The organism is Natronosporangium hydrolyticum, from assembly GCF_016925615.1.
GTDB lineage: Bacteria > Actinomycetota > Actinomycetes > Mycobacteriales > Micromonosporaceae > Natronosporangium > Natronosporangium hydrolyticum.
Window position 1 is genome coordinate 2,665,843 of the sequence record NZ_CP070499.1, and the last position, 19,236, is coordinate 2,685,078.

The following is a 19,236-nucleotide window of genomic DNA, read 5'->3' on the forward strand; positions in this document are numbered from 1 at the left end:
CTGTCAGTCGTGGATGGGGGCGCTGGCTTCGACGTCGCGCAGGCTCCGCATCGGGGGATTGGGGCCGATGTCGCTGATAAATTTGCCCTTGAACGCGGGATCCTCGAGGTCGGCGAACCACTCTCGCAGCCAGGCGGCGATCTGCTCCCGGTGCAGAGCGTCCTCATCATCGTCGAAGTCCAGGACCGAGGCGACCGCCGCGGCCTCCGCGGCCGCGGTCAGGCCGGAGTCGCGGGCGTACTCCCGCAGCTTGGGCGGCGTGCTCAGCCGTTGTTTGCTCGCCGGCTCGCGGAGCATCAAGGTCCGGGCGTTCACCACCCCGGCGGTGGTCAGGTCCAGCACCCGGCGGCTTCGCCGCGTGATCGGAATCGGGTCGACGAACCGGTCGCCCTGTCGCACATAGGGTCCGAACTGGCGGAAGGTCTGGGCATCCCGCTCCCGGCCGATCTTGTGCAGCACGTAGACCAGACCCGGGAAGCTGCGCCCCACCCGGGCGGTGGTCTGGATGAACTCGGCGGTGGTCAGCGGCAGGCCGAGCATCACCATGGTGTTGAGCCGGTTGACATCCACGCCGTGGGAGAGCATCGAGCTGGCCGCCACCACATGCACCCGTTCGGCGAACTCCTCCTCAGGCTTTTCGAGCCGGTCGAGGATCGCCCGTACGTCGTCGAACTCGGTTTGCCCCGTGAGCTGCTCGACGTTGATGCCCTCGACGGTGGCGTTGCTGCCCAGGCTTCGGGCGGCGGCCTCCACGTCGTAGAGGGTGGTGCCGTAGACGACGTTGGTGCCGTAGCGATTGATCAGCTGCTCCGCATGCGCCGGGTCGATGCCGGCCTCGGCGCATACGCCCGCCGGGTCGTCGATCAACTCTCGTACGCACCGCTGCAAGGTGTCAAGGGTGCGGTCGCTGACGTGCTCCAGCGTCACCCCGCGCGGTGCGACCGCGACGAATCGCCGCAGCGGGGCCCTCGTCGGCGCGGTCCAGAACGATTCGCCGGCGTAGGGGCCGGGCTGCGGGAAGACCCGCCCGGTCCGCTGGTAGAGCACATCGACCTGCCGGTCGTAGCCGGTCAGGGTCGCGCTGCTGGCAATGATCTTCGCCGGGGTGCCACCCAGCTCCCGCTGGAGATGGTCGAGCAGGCTCTCATAGTGGGAGTCGACCGCGCCGAGACTGTCGCGTAGCAGGTGCAGCTCGTCCTGGAGTCGCAGCGACGGGGCGAAGCGCCCGGGCTCCATCGGCAGCGGCTTGAGATCCGGGCCGCCCTGGCAGCCCGGCACCAGGCAGCCGTTCGGGGAGGAGGAACGCTCGGCGTAGGTGAAGCCGTGCCAATCCACCCGGCACAGCTTCCGGGGCGGGCCGACCAAGCCGCGCATCGCCTGCTGCAGGCCGATGGAGGCGGCCTTGTCCAAGGTGCCGACCACTACCGTCGGCAGAAACCGGAACACCTCCTGATCGACCACATACATCGGCAGGGCTCGCCCGTACCGCCGGCACGTGCTATTGGAGCAGCGGTGCTCCAGCAACCAGCGCTCCCGGTTGAACCGCATCTGCAGGCCCTCGTCCCGGCAGAACGGGCACCGCAGCAGCACCTGGTACTTGCCCGGCATGCCGGGACCGTCCGGGGTGATCTCGTCATCCTTGTCGGTCTTCGGGACGATCTTGTTGGGAGTGCCGGCCTGCCCCACCAGGAAACCGAGGCTGAACGGAGCGCCGCCGATGTTCTCATCCTCGCGGACTATCTCGGCGGCAGCGAGGGCGTCGGCGAACCGCTGGGTCTGTTGCAGGCTCAGCAGTCGTAACGGGAAGCGGGACCAGGCCGTGACGCCGACGATCTTGCCAGTGAGCCGATCGTGGAAAGCCGCGGTGAGCAACAGGCCCAGGTAGGTCTCGGTCTTGCCGCCGCCGGTGGCGAACCAGACCGTGTCGACGTAGCGGCTCTCCTCCTCGGGCGCAATTAGGAACCGCACCGTGGAGAGCAGGAAGCCGACCTGGAACGGCCGCCATTGCGAATAGTCCCGGCCCTTGGCGCTCAACCCGATCGCTTGGTTCATCAGCTGGAACGCTCGACGCACGGTCGAATCGGTGCGGATCAGGTCGAGGCCGGCGCGCAGCCGGTCCAGCTCGGCGAAGACCTCCTGGGCGCACCGGTCGGCCTCGGCGCGCATGGCATCGTCCCAACTCCCCGCCGCTTGCCGGGCATCCAGCGCGGCCCGGGACCAATGGGCGTCGTCGTAGGCGGCGAGCGCCGCCACCAGTGCGGTCAGCTGGGGCAGCGGGTCGTGCGCCAAAGTGTCGAACGACAGGTCGGGGGGAGTGGTAGTGCCGTGCCAGTAGTGGGGCCGATAGGTCTGCACAGTGACTGTGTCGGTAGTGCGGAAACCTCCGCCGTCCGGGAGGACCTCGACGCCGACGTTGATCCCGTACGCCGGCACCTCCCGGTCGTACCGGAAGCTGTCGGGCAGCGACTCGAGCTGGAAGGACGTAGTTGCCAGCCCGGCGACCTCCAGTTGAGTCTCGTAGAGGTGGGAGTCGGTGACCCCCGGAGCCCGCTCCGGGCTGGTGTTGACCAGCTGAACGACCAGCTCGGTCTCGGCGTGCCAGTCCTCCACCTCGACGCGTACCTCGGCCGATCGGCCCGGCGCGCCTACGGCGGCGAAGGCATCCGCGAGCTGTTTGCCGCCGAACGCGCCGCCGGTGGTGTCGGCGAGCACCGTCACGGTCTCCTCGACTAGGTCGCTGCGCCACCACCAGCGCTTCGAGTCCGTCCCTTCCTTGGGATCCCCGATCCACGCCCGTGCCCGTACCGTTACCGTCATCGACCAGGGCGGGGCCCCGGCCGGCCGGAGCCGGATCGCGATCGCGCACGGATCAAGCCGCTCCGCCCGCTCGTCGGGGGTGCCGTGACGCACCTCTTCCTCCGGAGCCAGCCGGCCGAGCCAGAATGTCCCGGATGGCGCGACCTCCAACCGGTCCAGCCCATCACCCCGGCCGGCAGCCGTCACCCGATGGTCCAGCCAGGTCACGAAGGCGGAGCAGGCCTCCTCGGCTGACTGGGTGGACGTCGTGTTCATCGGGTCCCCTTCCTCACCAAGTCTCTCGGGGCTGGCGAGTCGTCGATCAGGTAGGCCCGCAGCATCGCCGCCTCCTCGCTCACGCGCAAGGTCGTCAACGACTTGCCCTCGATCTGTCGGATGCGCTCGCGGGTCACGCCGTAGTCGGCAGCGATCGCCTCCAATGTCTCCTCATGGTCGGTGCCCAGGCCGAATCTGCGGGCGATGACGTCTACGGCGCGTCCCGGCAGGAGCGTCCAGACGGCGCGGCAGACGTCCGATGCCAGCATCGCGTGGCTGACGATCTCTGCGGGGTCCGCGCGTCCGTCCCGCTCAGCAGGGTTGCCGATCACGTCTGACAGGTGCAGATCGCCGTCGTCTCCGAGTAGCGCGTCGATGCTGACAACCGGGCGTATGAGATCGAGTACGAACTGCACCGTCCCTGGGCTCAGCCCGGTCTTGTCGGCGATCTCGGTGAGTGTCGGATCCCGGTCCAGCCGCACGGTCAGCCTCGAGATGGTGCGCTTCACTTGTTGCACCTTCTCGTGGAAATGGATCGGGATTCGGATGGTCCTCCCTCGGTCACCGATGCCCCGCTCGATCGACTGGCGGATCCACCAGGTGGCATAAGTGGAGAACTTGAACCCCTTCGACCCGTCGAATTTGTCTGCCGCTCGCATCAAACCCAGGTTGCCGTCCTGGATCCGGTCGGCGAACTCGACCCCGCTCGATTGGTACTGAGCCAACCTGGCGACCGACACGACCAACCGAAGGTTCGCGCAGACGAGTTCGTTGTGGGCACGCCTGCCAGCCTGCGCGGTTGCGAGTAGGTGCTGTCGGACACCCGGTGCGAGATCGTCAGCGGTCGCAGTAGCGAGCTCCCGCTGAGCTGCGTCTCCGTGCGAAATCAACGACCAGAGTTCCACCTCCCGCGGGCCGTCGATCAACGGGTAGCGCGCGATGGTTTTCAGGTACTGGCCGATCGAGTCACGCTGCAGCTCATAACCTGGCGTGGCGGCTCGCCTCGGCCCCGGGGCGCCAGTGTCCGGAAGATCAACACCGGCCCTTGCCAACAATCTCAGGACCTCGCTGTGCTGAGCTGGCGAGAGCGCACGCTTGGTCGCCAGCATCGCAACGTCACCGAGGGTAAGCTGCCCGCCGGTGCGGGTCCAGTCGCCGACCAGGTCCTCGACCGCCTGCCCGACGACATCGTCGCTGGTCAGGGGAGTGGCAGGCTCGGCGTCCGGGCCGAACATCCAGCCAAGACCGTCTGACAAGGCCGCAGCGGAGCCCGCGTCGGGGCATGGATCTTCGATCGTTGTCATGTCCGACGTGGGGTGGGAAACGCTAGCTGATGTCGTCACGGCGGGCCCCTTCATCCTAATGGGACCAGCCTAGAGCCAGAGTCCGACAAAGCGCATGAATCGAACACAGGTTCTATGGCTCGGAGGACTGCCTCGCCCTCATCTCTGCGGGGTCGACGAGGACACCCCGGTCGGCCCATTCAAGCAGGTCCCGGTGCTCCCGCCGTATCGACGCCAGCGCCGTTGCCGCAGTAGACATGGCGGGAAGCGAGGTAGAACGGTGTGTCCAATCCGGCCGAACGGGTGAACCTAGTCGACCGTGGCGTACCCATAACCTTGCGACTCTTGACTGTGGTTGATCGACTAGAGTTGGGGGATGACCCCCCGACCTGCCAGGGCAGCCGTTGTCGATCTCTTCTGTGGTGTCGGCGGGCTCTCCTATGGGCTGCAACAGGCGGGGATCGACGTCGTAGCCGGTGTCGACGTCGATTCGGCGTGCGACTACCCCTACCGCACCAACGTTGGTGCACCGTTCCATCAGCGTGACATCCGGGACCTCACTGCTGGCGAGCTAGCCACGATGTGGCCGGCCGACACAGTTCGCGTCCTTGCGGGCTGTGCGCCATGTCAGCCCTTCTCTCCGTATCGCCGAGGCGTGGACACCTCCCACGAGAACGAGTTCTCCCTGGTGGACGAGTTCTACCGGCTGGTGGAAGGAACGTTGCCGGAGGTGGTGACGATGGAGAACGTTCCCCGCATTGGTAGCAAGCCCATCTTCCGCAACTTCGTTGTTGGTCTTCGAGGGCTCGGCTACCACGTAGATCACATGTCGTGTTATTGCCCGGCCTACGGCGTTCCCCAGCACCGTAGAAGGAAGGTTCTGGTTGCATCGTTGCTTGGTGAGATCACCGTCCCCGCAGGGCAGCTCGCCGCCAGCGGTTACCGGACCGTGGGGCAGAAGATCAAGAGCCTGCCGCCGGTTGGTCATGGTGAGACTCACCCTGATGATCCACTCCACAAGAGTAGGAGACTGACCGAACGCAACCTTGAGCGGATACGACAGTCCAAGCCCGGCGGGACCTGGCAGGACTGGGACGAGGAGCTGCGCTCTCCCTGCCATCGCAGAGCTTCGGGGGCGACCTTCCGTAACGTCTACGCTCGCATGCGCTGGGATGAGCCATCACCCACGATCACCACGCTCGCCTTCAACTTCGGTGCTGGCCGGTTCGGCCACCCCGAGCAGGACCGTGCTATAACGCTTCGCGAGGCAGCGATCCTGCAGAGCTTTCCGCCTGACTACGAGTTCGTGCCGGACGGGGCAGCTGTACAATTCGCGCCGCTTGGCCGACTCATCGGCAATGCCGTGCCACCTAAGCTGGCCGAGGCGGTGGGCGAGGCGATCGTCGCGCACGTGGGTGCTGTGGGAAGCGGTAGGGGCAGGTCCAGGAGAAGGCGTGCCCCTTCCGCGCAGTAGCTCCGGATCGAGAACAACCGGGCTGCTTCGCCAATCGGGGTTTCAACCTGTTTGGCCTGCCCGCTCACCTCGTCGACTACATCTGTGGCCACTGGCGCATCGAGGCCCTGCACCACATCCGAGACATCAGCTACGGCGAGGACGCCTCCCAGCTCCACGCCGGCACCGCACCCGGAGCCATGGCGGCACTGCGTAACCTCACCACCGGCATCCTGAAACACCACGGCACGGCCAACATCGCAAGAGCCTCACGCCGCAACGCCCGCGATGCTCACCGGCCTCTCACGATCCTCGGCATCAGCACTCCGTAACCGAAATTCCGACACTTCGCCGGAGCCCTGGTCCGGGCTGGACAGATCAGTGATGCGGTACCACCTCGACTGGCGACCACGATGGGTTCGAACCATTGAGGTCACATAGCCGAAGGAAGCGAGCCGCAGGCGAGCGGTTGTGACATCAAGAGCTATCGCTTGGCTAGCTGCCGACGCCCGATGTCCCTGAGGTCGACCCGAGCCACAGCTCGGCGTGTACCACATATCCCAGCGTGCGTTGGCCCGACTCGACCCAGTCGTGGGCGTCGGCTAGGAATTCTGCCAGCCATCGTTCGTCGTCGGTGAAGTGAATCCGACCACGTCGGAGAGTCAAGCCGCTGCCGGTGTAGGTGATCGTCAACGTCGCGTCGTCGTAAGGACGGACCTCAACGATGATGCCGTCGCCGGTCTCGACTCGGGCGTGCGAGACCCCGAACTCCATTCGCCTTCCGGTGGCGAATTCGATGACAAGGTCGGCGTCCTTGCCGTTGCCGGCATGTGTCACCGATGCCAGCGGTTCGTCGATGAATGGGAGGGTGAACCAGGTCGAGCTGTCCATTGAATCGGCGGCCGTTTCAGGCTTCGTCCATGGTCACATCGACCGTGGGGAGGCGTAGCTCAATTGCTAGGACGCGCCGCTCCAGCGTCGGCAGAGAATCCATGTGTCCGGAGGGGGACTTGAACCCCCACGCCCTTAACGGGCACTAGCACCTCAAGCTAGCGCGTCTGCCATTCCGCCACCCGGACAGGTGGTGCCCATCGTACCGCAGCGGTCACACCGGCATCAGCCGGCGGCCGCCCTGGTGGGCCGCACGGCAGCATACTTTACACGTCCGTTCGGGGCGGCCGCGAGCGCGTTGCCTCCGGGCAACGCGCTCGCGGGGGACTGCGCGGGTCCGGCCGACGTCTACTCCCGGTCCGGCGTGATCGAGCTCGCCGCGAGCTGCGCCAGCAGCGGGAAGAGCAGCACCGAGAGCATGGCGGCGCCGACCAGGCCGGCCGCTTCCGCGCTCTCCAGCCACTCGTACGACACTGCCAGGTCGGTGACGACCACCACCAGCGGCAGCGCCGTCGCCGCGTACAGGCCCAGCGCGGTCACGTCCCTGCTCGGCAGTTGGCTGCGGAAGGCGAGGATCACCGGGACGCCGCGGGCCAGCAGGAAGCCGACCAGGCCGATCGGCACCAGCGCCAGCGCGGTGGGGCTGCCCAGCAGCGCCGCCAGGTCGAAGCGGACGCCGACGGTGACGAAGAAGAGCGGGATCAGCAGTCCGAAGCCGATCCCTTCCAGCTTCGATTCGACCACCTCGGCTTCCTGCCGGGAGATGCTGCTGAGGACCAGGCGCATCACCAGCCCGGCGGCGAACGCGCCGATCACCAGGTCGAGGTGCAGTTCTACCGCGATCCAGACCATCACCAGTACTGCCAGCATGGCGAGCCGGACGGCGAACTGGCCGCTGCCGGTGAGGGTGCCGCTCATCACCCGGGTCATCGCGGCTGGGGGTTGTCTGTCGGCGAGCACCATGGCGGCGACCGCGGCCGCGGCGAAGCCGAGCAGCAGTGTGGTGGCGTGGAGCGGCCGGTCGCCGCTGAGCAGGATCGCGATGGCGATGATCGGGGCGAACTCGCCGATGGTGCCGACCGCCATGATCCGGGCGCCGAGCGGGGTGGGTAGTAGGCCGGCGTCGCGGACCATCGGCAGGATGGTGCCGAAGGCGGTGGTGGCCAACGCTAGGCCGAGCGCCAGGGCGGCCATCGTCCCACCGCCGATGATCATGGCCCCGCCGGCGCCGAGCAGCAGGCCGACCGCGAGCGAGACTCCCCAGGAGCCGGCCGCGCGGCGCAGCGGGCTGCCGCGGATCCGGCCGACGTCCACTTCGTATCCGGCGAGGAAGAAGAGCACCGCGAGGCCGAGGTTGGCGAAGGCGTCGACGATGGTGTCGACGTGGGCCAGGCCGAGCAGTGACGGTCCGATGAGGATGCCGAGGACGATTTCGAGCACCGTCGGTGGTATCCGGATCCATCGTTTCAGCTGGTCGGCGGCGAGCGGGGTGAGCGTCGCCACCGCGAAGATTACGACGATGCTGGTCAAGCTTCCGCTGGTCATGGGCCCACCCCACCCTGAGGATAGGCCGTTTTGTCCGTCTTCGTCGTGAATCGGGGGGTGCCGGAGCGTGATCCAGCCGGTTAGGGTCATCGGCGTGAGCCAGACAGCCGTGAGCCAGCGTGCCGCACCCGAGACCGACCTGGTGGGCTTCGACCCGCCGACCCGCACCTTCCTGCTGACCACCCCCACCACCGCGTACGCGCTGCGGCTGGTCGACGGGCCGGGCGGGGTGCTGCCGCGCCACATCTACTGGGGGCCGCGGCTGGGCCTAGCCGACGCCGCCGCGCTACCCACCTGGCCCGACGCCAAGGATGACGTGCTGGGGGTGGAGCTGCCGACCGAGAGCGGGCAGCAGTTCGGCCCGTCGGGGCTGCAGGTGCGGTTCGACCCGACCACCTCCGCGGTCGAGTGGCGGGCCGGCGAGCACACCATCGAGGCCGGGCACCTGCGGATCACCCTTACCGACCGGCATTATCCGCTGGCGGTGACGCTGCATTACCGGGTCCACCCGGACACCGACGTGATCGAGCGCTGGACCGAGCTGCACCACACCGGCGCCGGCGCAACCCCGATCACCGTCGACCGCGCTGACTCGGCCCACTGGACCCTGCCGGTACGCCCGGATTACCGGCTCAGCCAGGTCGGCGGGGAGTGGAGCGCCGAGTTCCAGCTGCACCGCGACCCGTTGCCGATCGGGGAGACCACGGTCGCCGGCCGGCGCGGCACCACCCGGCATCAGAACAACCCGTGGCTGATGGTCGACGACGGCCACGCCACCGAGACCACCGGTGAGGTGTGGTCGACCGTGCTCGCCTGGAGCGGCACCTTCCGGCTCACCGCCTGGCGGACCCTCGGTGGGCAGGTCAGTATCGGCGGCGGCGCCGGCCACGATGGCGTGAGCATCCGGCTGGAGCCGGGGGAGCGCTGGCACACCCCCACCCTGGCCGGGCTCTACACCCCCGAGGGGTTCGGGGCGACCAGCCGGGCCTGGCACGCGTACGCGCTGGCGCATGTGGTGCCCCACCCGGATGAGCTGCGGCCGGTGCTCTACAACTCGTGGGAGGGCACCTGGTTCGACGTCGACGAGGCTAACCAGCGTGAGCTCGCCACCATCGCCGCCGAGCTCGGCGTGGAGATGTACGTGGTCGACGACGGTTGGTTCGGCCGGCGGCTGAGCGACAACGCCGCGCTGGGGGACTGGTGGCCGAACCCGGACCGGTTCCCGAACGGCCTGACCCCGCTCATCGACCACGTCCACCAGCTGGGGATGCGGTTCGGGCTGTGGGTGGAGCCGGAGATGGTCAACCCGGACAGCGACCTTTACCGGGCACATCCGGACTGGGTGCTGCATCAGCCCCACCGGCACCGCACCGAGCTGCGCCAGCAGCTGGTGTTGAACTTCGCCGACCCGCGGGTGGCGCAGTGGGCGCACGGGTGGCTCGACCGGCTGCTCGCCGATCATGAGATCGATTTTCTGAAGTGGGACATGAACCGGGCCTTCACCGAGGCCGGTTGGCCCGGCGCCGACGACCCGCAGCGGCTGTGGTTCGACCACACCCGGGCGCTCTATGCGCTAATCGACCGGCTCCGGGCCGACCATCCCGGGGTGCGGATCGAGACCTGCGCCAGCGGCGGCGGCCGTTACGACCTCGGCATCCTCGCCCGCACCGATCAGGCGTGGGCCTCCGACAACACCGACCCGGTGGACCGGATCGCGATCCAGCACGGCTGCGGCCAGGTCTACCCGGCGCTGACCATGGGGGCCTGGGCCAGCGAAAGCCCGAACCCGCTGACCCGCCGGGAGGCGCCGTTGCGGTTCCGGTTCCACGTCGCGATGGCCGGCGCGTTGGGGATCAGCGGCGCGCTGCGGGAGTGGTCGGCGGCCGAGCGGGCGGAGGCGGCCGAGCTGGTCGCGCTCTACCGGCAGATCCGGCCGGTGGTGCAGCAGGGCGAGCTCTACCGGTTGACGCCGGCCCGGGTGGAGGGCACCACCGCGGTGCAATACCTGAGCCGCGACGGCGCGGAGGCGGTGGTGCTGGCCTGGCGGCCGATCGCCCGGTTTGCCCAACCCGACCCACCGGTACGCCTGGCGGGGCTGGCCGCGGCGGGGGAGTACGAGCTGGTCGGGACGGGGGAGCGCCGTCGCGGCGCGGTGCTGGCCCACCATGGGCTGCCGCTAGGGCTGCCGGCCGGTGACCACGCGAGCGTGGTGCACCGGCTGCGCCGGGTCGGGTGAGTCGGTCGGGCGAGCCACCGGACCCGGCGCAGCCGCTGCGCGATCGGGGTCGCTACCAGCGCAGGATGGCGCCGACGCCGCCGGCGTCGGCGAGCGGTTCGGCCTCGTCACCGTCCAGCATGGTCACATCGGCGCCCTCCAGGAAGGCCCGCTCGATCATGCGCTCCGCGAGGTGGGGCTCGGGGATCAGGTCGTCGGCGGTGAAACCAGGCGGGATCTCGCCGGCGGGGGCGAGGAAGCCGTCCCGGGTCCGGCCGCCCTCCCAACGGCCGTCCGCGGCGAGCAGCAGGTGCGCCACCCGCGCCTCCTGCAGGGCACCGAGGGTCTCGCCGAGACCGTAGGCGCCGGCGTTGGCCGAGAGCGCGTTGCTGCGGGCCCGTTCGGCCAGCTCCCGGTGGTGCCGCTGGCGGGCCTCGCCGAGCGCGGGCTCCACGGTCGCGGCGAGCTTCGGCGGGGTCAGCGAGTGGGCCCGGAACTCCAGCGGCACCACCTCGGCGGGTAGCTGCGCCGGCAGGCTCTCCTGCACCGCCTGCACCAGGGTGGCGTCGCCGGTGAGTGCGAGGTAGCCCCACTCACGGTTGCTGACGTGCTCGGCGACGTGCGGGCCGAGCGTGCGGAGGAACCGCAGCAGCTTCTCGTCCTCCCGCCGCTCGTAGAGGTCGTGCTGGGGGGCGCTGTGCTGCCCCAGCTGTGGATTGCTGGCGGCCGGCCCCTGCAGGGTGCGGGTCACCTCCGACTCGGGCCGCACCGGGATCGAGCCGACCGGCTCGGCGTACCCGAACCGCAGGTCGACCAGTTTGAGTTCGTCTTCGCTGACCGAGACCGCGCCGGCCGGGCCGGCGGTGCTCCAGACCGTCACCAGCGGCCGGATATATGCCCGGGGCTCCAGGACCACCTGGTCCGGCAACGGCCGCTGCACCGCGAACCGGTGGGTCTCACCGCCGGCGACGGTGGCGAACAGCGCGCCGCCCTGCCCTGAGCTGGTGGGGTCGAGTAGCCCGTCGAGGTCCGGGCCGAGTTCGTCGAGGCGCTGCTCCAGCGCCTTCCAGTGCTCCCGAGGGCCTTGCTCTTTCACTCGGTCCCGCAGCTGGCTCAGCTGCTGGCGCAGCCGCACCTCCCATGGTGGTCGGTTGCTGCCTTCGGCACGCGCCTGCGGGTCCCGGTTCACGTAGATGGAGAGCACTCCGACCTCGTCGGTCAACTCAGCCATGGTTCGCAGTGTCGCCCGGTCCAGGGCCACAGCGGACACCCCCTTATGCCGCTTTGGTCATCATCGACACGACGAGCCTACGTCGGATCCCGCCATCGACCACCTCGCCTTGCCACAATGACCGTCGTGTCCGTCGACCGCGCCGCTGCCGCGCCGGAGCCCGCGTCCGAGCCCGCCCCGGAGCCCGCGTCCGAGCCCGCCCCGGAGCCCTTCGGGGAGCCGGGTCTGCTGGTGGTGGACGCGGCCAACGTGATCGGCTCGGTGCCCGACGGCTGGTGGCGGGACCGGGCCGCAGCGGCGGGCCGGCTCCGGGACGCGTTGCTGCCGGTGGCGGTCGCCGGGTTGCCGGCGGTTCCGCCGCCGCTGGAGGTAGTCCTGGTGGTGGAGGGCGCGGCGCGGGATGTCGCCAGCGTGGCCGGGGTGCGGGTGGTCTCGGCGCCGGGCTCGGGCGACGACGAGATCGTGGCGCTGGTCCGGGCGGCCGACAACCGCCGGCACCGCGCGGTCGTCACCGCCGACCGGGGGCTGCAACAACGGGTACGAGCGCTGGGCGCGACCGTGCTGGGGCCCTCGGCGGTGCCCCGCCGGCCACCGGCCGCCTGAACCTGGGGATTACCCCGCCGGCCACCGGCTACCTGAACCTGCGGAATACTCGGCCCATGGTCAGTAGCGAGGAGTTCGGCCTCGGTGGCGCCGTCGATCTGACCTACGACGACGCGTTCCTGGTGCCGAACCGGTCAGCGGTGAACTCCCGTACCGAGGTGGGTCTGGCCGCCGGCGACGGCTGCGGCACGACCGTGCCGGTGGTGGCGGCGAACATGACCGCGGTCTCCGGCCGGCGGATGGCCGAGACGATCGCCCGGCGCGGTGGGTTGGCGGTGATTCCGCAGGACATCCCGGTGGAGGTGGTCACCGAGGTGATCGGCTGGGTGAAGCAGCGGCACGTGGTCTTCGATACGCCGGTGGCGCTGGGGCCGCAGGACACGGTCTCGGATGCGCTGCTGCTGTTGCCGAAGCGGGCCCACGGCGCGGTGGTGGTGGTCGAGGCGGGGCAGCCGCGCGGGGTGGTCACCGAGGCCGACTGCGCCGAGGTGGACCGGTTCACCCAGCTGCGGCAGGTGATGTCGGCCGACCTGTTGACGCTGCCGGCCGACATCGACCCGGCGGCGGCGTTCGACCGGCTGGTCGCCGGCCATCACCGGGTGGCGCCGGTGGTGGACCAGGCGGGTCAGCTGGTGGGGATCCTGACCCGGACCGGCGCGCTGCGGGCCTCGCTCTACACCCCGGCGGTGGACGCGGCGGGCCGGCTGCGGATCGGCGCCGCGGTCGGGATCTCGGGGGATTCGGTGAGCCGGGCCGAGCAGTTGCTCGCCGCCGGCGTCGATGTGCTGGTGCTCGACACCGCCCACGGCCATCAGGACCGGATGGTGACCGCAGTCGAGGAGGTACGCGGGTTGTCGCCGGGGGTGCCGCTGGTGGCCGGCAACGTGGTGACCCCGGCCGGGGTGGCAGATCTGGTGGCGGCCGGCGCGGACATCGTGAAGGTCGGGGTCGGGCCGGGCGCGATGTGCACCACCCGGATGATGACCGGGGTCGGGCGGCCGCAGCTGTCGGCGGTGCTGGACACCGCCGCGCGCGCCCGGGAGCTGGGCGCGCACGTGTGGGCCGACGGCGGCATCCGCAGCCCCCGTGACGTGGCGCTGGCGCTGGCGGCCGGCGCGTCGCAGGTGATGGTCGGCTCCTGGTTCGCCGGCACCCATGAGTCCCCCGGCGACCTGCAGGTCGATTCGGACGGGCGGCGCTACAAGGTCAGTTTCGGGATGGCTTCGGCGCGGGCGGTGAACGCCCGGACGGTCGAGGATTCCCCGTTCGAGCGGGCCCGGAAGGCTTTGTTCGACGAGGGGATCTCTGCCGCTCGGCGGTATCTTGACCCGCAGCGCCCGGGGGTGGAGGACATCCTCGACCAGATCGTCGCCGGGGTGCGCAGCGCGTGTGCGTACGCCGGGGCGGGGGATCTGGCCGAGTTCCGGCAGCGGGCGGTGCTCGGGGTGCAGACGCCGGCGGGGTACGCCGAGGGTAAGCCCCGCCCGCGCTGAACCGGCCGCGGCGGGTTTGCCGTCCGGCCCCGCCGGGAATCGGACAGCGATGGAACGTGGCAGTAGCAAGCACAGTCCGCAGCTCGACGACGAGCTGGCCAAGGAGGCGCGGGCCTACACCCAGGGTGCCCCCGGCCCGTCCCGGGTCGACGAGTGGCGCGATCCCGAGGTGGCAGACGACGACCAGCCGGAGGCTGACCGGATCCCCGCCGGGCAGCGGCCGAGCGGAGCCCCGGAACCGTTGCGGGGCCAGGATCTGGCCGCCCGCAGCCGGCTGGGTCGTTACATACCGTTGTCGTCGCTGCCGGGGGACCGGCGGGAGTTGTTGCGCGGGGCCGAGGAGATGGGGGTTCCGCCGGACCTGCGGGCGGAGCTGGACCGGTTGCCCGACGGGCAGATGTACCGAACCGTCTACGAGATCTGGGAAGCGCTGGGATACTCCAACGAGGACCCTGGGCGAGGTGGGGAGCAAGGTACGTAGCAACGTCAGGTGGCCGGCGGGGGGTTCAGCTGATGCACATCGTTGTCTGTTCGACGTATCCGCCGCGCCGCTGCGGCCTGGCAACCTTCACCGACGACCTGCGCACCGCACTAGCGGTCAGTGCGCCACAGTGGCGGGTCGAGATCTGCGCGGTCGACCGGGACGGCCACCGGTACGGGCCGGAGGTCATCGAGGTGCTGCAGCAGGACGACCGGGGTGACTACCGCCGGGCCGCCCGCGCGGTCACCGCCACCGGCGCCGACCTGGTGCTGATCCAGCACGAGTACGGCATCTTCGGCGGCCCGGACGGCGGCTATGTGCTCGACTTCGCCAGCGAACTGACCAGGCTCGGGACGCCCTACGCGGTCACCAGCCACACCGTGCTCAGCTCCGCCACCCCGGGCCAGGCCGGCGTGCTCGCCGGCCTGTGCCGCGGGGCGGCGGTGGTCACCGGCTTCAGCGAGACGGCCCGCCGCATCGCCAGCGAGGCCGGCTGGGTGGAAGCAGACCGGTTCGTGGTGGTGCCGCACGGGGTTCCCGAGGCGCTGTCCCGGCCCGCCGAGCCCACTGTGGCCGGACCCGCGCTGGCGGCGGCGCTCGCCGCGGCCGCCGACGACCGGATCCTGTCCACTTTCGGGCTGCTCCGCCCAGGTAAGGGGCTGGAGACCGCGGTCCAGGCGATGCCGGAGATCGTGGCCCAGCACCCCGATGTGCGGTATCTGATCGTCGGCGCCACCCACCCGGAGACGCTGCGCCGCCGCGGCGAGCAGTACCGCGAGCAGCTCACCGAACTCGCCGCGCAGCTGGGGGTCGGGGAGCGGGTGCAGTTCGTCGACGCGTTTCTGAGCGAACCGGAGTTGGCGCTGCTGTTGCAGCGCACCGAGCTCCACCTCACCCCGTACCGGAACCTGGAGCAGACCTGCTCCGGCGCGTTGACCTTCGCCCTCGCCGCCGGCTGCCCGGTGGTCTCCACCCCCTACCGGTACGCCGAGGATCTGGTCACCGGTGCCGGCGGGCCGCCGCTGGGCGTGCTGGTGCCGGCCGAGGACCCGGCCGGCTTCGCCGAGGCGACCTGTCGGCTGCTCGCCGACCCGGACCGGCTCACCGCCACCCGCCGGGCCGCGAAGGCGGTCGGCGCGGAGCTGACCTGGCCCGCGGTCGGGGCGCGGTTCGCCGACGTGTTCGCCGCCGCGGCGGCGCCCCACCGGGTACGGTCCGCGGGATGGATCCGACCGGCCAGCCTCACCGAGCTGGTGGCGGATGCCCGGGTGGCTGGGGCGCCGGCCCGGGGCAGAGAGGAGCGCGCGTGGTCGCCGAGCCCACCGCCGCCCGCCTCGACGGAGCGGGCGAGCTGACCGACCTGTTCACCCGCAGCAGCCACAATCCGCTGCTCACCGCGGCCGACTGGCCGTACCCGGCGAACAGCGTGCTGAATCCGGCCGCCGCCCAGGCCGACGACGAGACCGTGCTGGTATGCCGGGTGGAGGACCGGCGCGGCATCTCCCACCTGAGCGTCGCGCGCAGCAGCGACGGCGAGACCGGGTGGCGGGTGGACCCGCTGCCGCTGATCGGTCCGGCTGTCCACGGCGAACAGTCCCGGTGGGGGGTGGAGGATCCGCGCCTCACCTGGCTCGCCGACCAGGCCTGTTGGGCGCTCACCTACACCGCGTACGGCCCGGCCGGGCCGGCGGTGGCGATCGCCACCACGACCGACTTTCGCGCCGTGACCTCGCTGGGGGTGGTGCTGCCGGCCGAAGACAAGAACGCCTCGCTGCTGCCGGAACGGGTCGGCGGCGACTATCTGATCTTCCATCGGCCGATGTCGGTGGCGCCCGGCCGGGCCGACGTCTGGTGTTCCCGCTCGCCCGACCTGCGCAGCTGGCGCGACCCGCGGCTGGTCCTGTCGACCCGGCCCGGTGCCTGGTGGGACCACCAGCGGGTGGGGATGGGGCCGCCGCCGCTGCGGACGCCGCACGGCTGGCTCGGGCTCTACCACGGGATCAAGGAGTTGGCCGGCGGCAAGGTCTACCGGATGGGGGTGGTGCTGCTCGACCTGCTCGACCCGGCCATCGTGCTCCGCCGCGGCGACGACTGGGTGCTCGGCCCGGCCACCGGCTACGAACGTACCGGCGACGCGCCGAACGTGGTCTTCCCGACCGGCCTGGTCCATGATCCCGGGCGGGACCGGCTGCGGGTCTACTACGGCGCGGCCGACACGTGCGTGGCGATGGCCAGCGCCGGCTACTCCGAGCTGCTCGACTATGTGCTGGCCTGCCCGGAGCCTGACCCCCGCCGGCCGTGGTGAGCGGGCCTACAATGGCCCCACGACCGGCGATGGGTGGGTTCGACGATGATCCGGGTGTTTCTGCTCGACGACCATGAGGTGGTCCGGCGCGGGCTCTGTGAGCTGCTGCAGGCCGACGGCGACATCGAGGTGGTGGGGGAGGCCGGCACCACCGCCGAGGCGGTCCGCCGCATCCCCGCCCTCAAGCCGGACGTGGCGATCCTCGACGCCCGCCTCCCCGACGGCAGCGGCATCGACGTCTGCCGGGAGATCCGCAGCGTCGACCCGTCGATCAAAGGGTTGATCCTCACCTCGTACGAGGACGACGAGGCCCTGTTCGCGGCGATCATGGCCGGTGCCGCCGGTTACGTGTTGAAGCAGATCCGGGGCACCGACCTGCTCGACACCGTCCGGCGGGTGGCGGCCGGCCAGTCCCTGCTCGACCCGGCGGTCACCCAGCGGGTGCTGGAACGCATCCGGCACGGTGAGGCCGCCCCGCCCGAGCTGCAGTCGCTGACCGAGCAGGAGCGGCGGATCCTCGGCCACATCGCCGACGGTCTCACCAACCGGGAGATCGCCGCGAAGATGTATCTGGCCGAGAAGACCGTCAAAAACTACGTCTCCAGCCTGCTCTCCAAGCTCGGACTGGAGCGGCGCACCCAGGCCGCGGTGCTGGCCGCGAAGCTGCTCGGTAAGCACTGACCACCGGGCCACTGGCCGCCGCGTCACCCGCCGGCGGCGTCGTCGGCTCCCTCCTGGTCGGGCAGCTTTCTGACCACCGCCACCGGGCACCCGGCGTGGTGCAACATCGCCTGGCTGACCGAGCCGAGCAGCAGCCCGGTGAACCCTCCCCGGCCGCGCGCCCCCACCACCACCAGCTGCGCAGGCTCCGCCGCCGCCAGCAACACCCGGGCCGGCCGGCCGCGCCGCACCAGTTCCCGTACCGGCACCTGCGGCCACTGGTCGCGGGCCGGCGCCAACGCCTGGTGCAGCGCGGTCACCTGGGCGGCCTCGATGTCATCCGCGTCATAGATCAACGGCAGCTGCTCGGCCTGCTCGGTGGAGACCCGGCCGGTCCAGGCGGCGACCGCCAGCAGCTCGGCGTCCCGGGCCGCCGCCTCAGCGAAGGCGAAACCGACCGCGGCCTGGGAGACCGCAGAGCCGTCCACACCGACCACCACCGGCCCCTGCCGGCGCAGCTGCCCCCTGGCGACCAGCACCGGGGCCGGCGCGTGTGCGGCCACCTGGATCGCCACCGAGCCCAGCAGCAGCCCGCCGAAGCCGCCCAGGCCGCGGTCGCCCACGACCAGCAGCGCCGCCCCCGCCGCCTCCCGCAGCAGCACCGGTGAGACCTCGCCGGTGACTACCTCGCCCTCGATCTGCGGAGTCCCGCCGCCGAGCGTGCCGCTGACGCTGTGGGCGTGGGCCAGCGCCTCGGCCAGGACCCGGTTCGCGTCGGCCCGCAACCCGGCGGCGCCGGCCTCGTCGGCGGGCAGCTCCGGCGACGGGCCCAGATAGACCCCGAGCAGCGGCCATTCGAAGGCGTGGACCACCCGCAGCGGCGAGTGGTGCAGGTGCGCCTCCCGGGCCGCGAGCTCCACCGCGGTGTGGCTGGCCGGTGAACCGTCCACGCCGACCACCACCGGCCGCGGTGTCGCCGGCGCGGTCACTGGTCACCGCCGACGATCTCGACGGTCTGCGCCGCAGCGAGCCGGTCGGTCGGCGCCGGCCCGGGATGGTCCGGGTCCGCCAGGCCCAGCCGCAGCACCAGGTACGGCTGGCCGAGCTCGGCCAGCAGGTGGCGCAGGACCGCGCGGGTCCCTGGTGCCTCCACGATCGCGCTGAACGGCAGCACCGCCACGCCCTGCTCGGTGGCGGTCAGCCAGCCGGCGGCGGCCGCCTGGCCGGCCCGCAGCCAGCTCGCCGGGGTGTCTTCGGCGCCGAACAGCACCGCATAGCTGGCGGCCCGGTCGGTGCCGGCGCCCGGCGCCAACTCCCCGGGGTGGCCGAAGTCGCGCACCGGTACGTGGGTGTGGGGCGGCTCGCTCGGGATCGCGCGGTCGGGGATCCCGGTGCCCGCGGGCTGCTGCCCGCCGGTCCAGTAGGCCAGCTCCGCGAGCAGCTCCGGCTGGGAGGCGGCCTGCCGCTCCGCCCGATCCGCCGCCACCGCCAGCTCGCTGAGCTGCTCGGGCCGGAACACGTGAAGGTTGAGGCCGTACTCCTCGACCGCCGCCCGGATCTGCGCCAGCGCCGTCGGCGGCACCGGCTGGTCGGTCACGGCGCGCCGGTCGGTGTGCCGCCGCTGCGCCGCCTGGAACCTGCGCAGCGCGGCGTTCGGGTCCTCGGTCGCCGTGGTGGGGATCACCCGGGCCAGCAGGTCTGGCTGTGCCGGGTCCGGCAACGGCGTGACCGTCGAACGCCAGCCCTCCGCCGCCAACGCCACCTGTGCGTGGTGCAGCGCGGCGCCGCAGCTGATGGTCAACAGCCGCCCTTCCGGGTCGGCCACCGGCAACTGCCGGCTGCGGTCGGCGTACAGCTCCAGGTGGTCGGGGTGGACCAGCCAGCGCCAGGGCTGAGTGTTGTGCACCGACGGGGCCAGCCCGGCCGCGCGGGCGGCCTCGGCCAGTTGCGGGGCCGTGGGGTTGTCTGTCGTCATCTCTCCAGCATGTCGGAGATTGGGCGGTC

General features: G+C 70.9%; 15 protein-coding genes and 1 tRNA gene. 8 read left to right on the forward strand and 8 right to left on the reverse strand.

Annotated features, from left to right (window positions below; translation table 11 throughout):
- Positions 1-3: 3 nt before the first annotated feature.
- Both JQS43_RS11730 and JQS43_RS11735 read right to left on the reverse strand, forming a co-directional pair.
- Entirely contained in the window at positions 4-3,072 is a 3,069-nt protein-coding gene (locus tag JQS43_RS11730) for a helicase-related protein (RefSeq protein WP_239679116.1), read from the reverse strand.
- The gene (locus tag JQS43_RS11735; RefSeq protein ID WP_239679117.1) at positions 3,069-4,430 is read right to left on the reverse strand and encodes a sigma-70 family RNA polymerase sigma factor; all 1,362 of its coding nucleotides are present in this window, start codon (positions 4,428-4,430) and stop codon (positions 3,069-3,071) included. The genes JQS43_RS11730 and JQS43_RS11735 overlap by 4 nt, the downstream gene beginning before the upstream one ends.
- 301 nt (positions 4,431-4,731) lie before the next feature.
- On the opposite strand from JQS43_RS11735, the gene JQS43_RS11740 reads away from it, so the two are divergent.
- Entirely contained in the window at positions 4,732-5,829 is a 1,098-nt protein-coding gene (locus JQS43_RS11740) for a DNA cytosine methyltransferase (protein WP_239679118.1), read from the forward strand.
- A gap of 474 nt (positions 5,830-6,303) precedes the next feature.
- On the opposite strand, the gene JQS43_RS11745 is transcribed toward JQS43_RS11740, so the two are convergent.
- The 3 genes from JQS43_RS11745 to JQS43_RS11755 all read right to left on the reverse strand — a co-directional run bounded on the left by JQS43_RS11745 (position 6,304) and on the right by JQS43_RS11755 (position 8,244).
- A complete protein-coding gene (locus tag JQS43_RS11745; protein WP_239679119.1) occupies positions 6,304-6,699 on the reverse strand; it encodes a hypothetical protein in 396 nt (131 codons plus the stop codon).
- A gap of 104 nt (positions 6,700-6,803) precedes the next feature.
- Positions 6,804-6,887 (reverse strand) — tRNA-Leu (locus JQS43_RS11750).
- Positions 6,888-7,047: 160 nt separating this feature from the next.
- Positions 7,048-8,244 carry a cation:proton antiporter gene (locus JQS43_RS11755; RefSeq protein WP_239679120.1) on the reverse strand — a complete coding sequence of 399 codons (1,197 nt, stop codon included), beginning with the start codon at positions 8,242-8,244 and terminating at the stop codon, positions 7,048-7,050.
- A gap of 94 nt (positions 8,245-8,338) precedes the next feature.
- On the opposite strand from JQS43_RS11755, the gene JQS43_RS11760 reads away from it, so the two are divergent.
- Positions 8,339-10,480 carry an alpha-galactosidase gene (locus JQS43_RS11760; RefSeq protein ID WP_239679121.1) on the forward strand — a complete coding sequence of 714 codons (2,142 nt, stop codon included), beginning with the start codon at positions 8,339-8,341 and terminating at the stop codon, positions 10,478-10,480.
- A gap of 52 nt (positions 10,481-10,532) precedes the next feature.
- On the opposite strand, the gene JQS43_RS11765 is transcribed toward JQS43_RS11760, so the two are convergent.
- Positions 10,533-11,690, reverse strand: coding sequence for a VLRF1 family aeRF1-type release factor (locus tag JQS43_RS11765; protein WP_239679122.1), 1,158 nt, complete (start codon positions 11,688-11,690; stop codon positions 10,533-10,535).
- A gap of 225 nt (positions 11,691-11,915) precedes the next feature.
- On the opposite strand from JQS43_RS11765, the gene JQS43_RS11770 reads away from it, so the two are divergent.
- From JQS43_RS11770 to JQS43_RS11795, 6 genes are read left to right on the forward strand one after another with little or no spacing between them, the layout of a single operon-like run.
- Entirely contained in the window at positions 11,916-12,293 is a 378-nt protein-coding gene (locus JQS43_RS11770; protein WP_239679393.1) for a PIN domain-containing protein, read from the forward strand.
- A gap of 56 nt (positions 12,294-12,349) precedes the next feature.
- Positions 12,350-13,786, forward strand: a complete 1,437-nt coding sequence (locus JQS43_RS11775) for a GuaB1 family IMP dehydrogenase-related protein (protein ID WP_239679123.1) — start codon at positions 12,350-12,352, stop codon at positions 13,784-13,786.
- 49 nt (positions 13,787-13,835) lie between these two features.
- Positions 13,836-14,267, forward strand: coding sequence for a DUF2795 domain-containing protein (locus tag JQS43_RS11780; RefSeq protein WP_239679124.1), 432 nt, complete (start codon positions 13,836-13,838; stop codon positions 14,265-14,267).
- A gap of 32 nt (positions 14,268-14,299) precedes the next feature.
- Positions 14,300-15,622 (forward strand): glycosyltransferase, encoded by a 1,323-nt coding sequence (locus JQS43_RS11785; RefSeq protein WP_239679125.1) that lies wholly within the window; start codon positions 14,300-14,302, stop codon positions 15,620-15,622.
- Entirely contained in the window at positions 15,574-16,572 is a 999-nt protein-coding gene (locus JQS43_RS11790) for a glycoside hydrolase family 130 protein (RefSeq protein WP_239679126.1), read from the forward strand. The genes JQS43_RS11785 and JQS43_RS11790 overlap by 49 nt, the downstream gene beginning before the upstream one ends.
- 45 nt (positions 16,573-16,617) lie before the next feature.
- Positions 16,618-17,253: a response regulator gene (locus tag JQS43_RS11795; protein WP_239679127.1), complete on the forward strand. Its 636-nt coding sequence runs from the start codon at positions 16,618-16,620 to the stop codon at positions 17,251-17,253.
- A 23-nt stretch (positions 17,254-17,276) separates the two neighbouring features.
- On the opposite strand, the gene JQS43_RS11800 is transcribed toward JQS43_RS11795, so the two are convergent.
- Positions 17,277-18,221: a universal stress protein gene (locus JQS43_RS11800; protein WP_239679128.1), complete on the reverse strand. Its 945-nt coding sequence runs from the start codon at positions 18,219-18,221 to the stop codon at positions 17,277-17,279.
- Positions 18,218-19,207, reverse strand: a complete 990-nt coding sequence (locus JQS43_RS11805) for an Acg family FMN-binding oxidoreductase (protein WP_239679129.1) — start codon at positions 19,205-19,207, stop codon at positions 18,218-18,220. The genes JQS43_RS11800 and JQS43_RS11805 overlap by 4 nt, the downstream gene beginning before the upstream one ends.
- Positions 19,208-19,236: the final 29 nt, after the last annotated feature.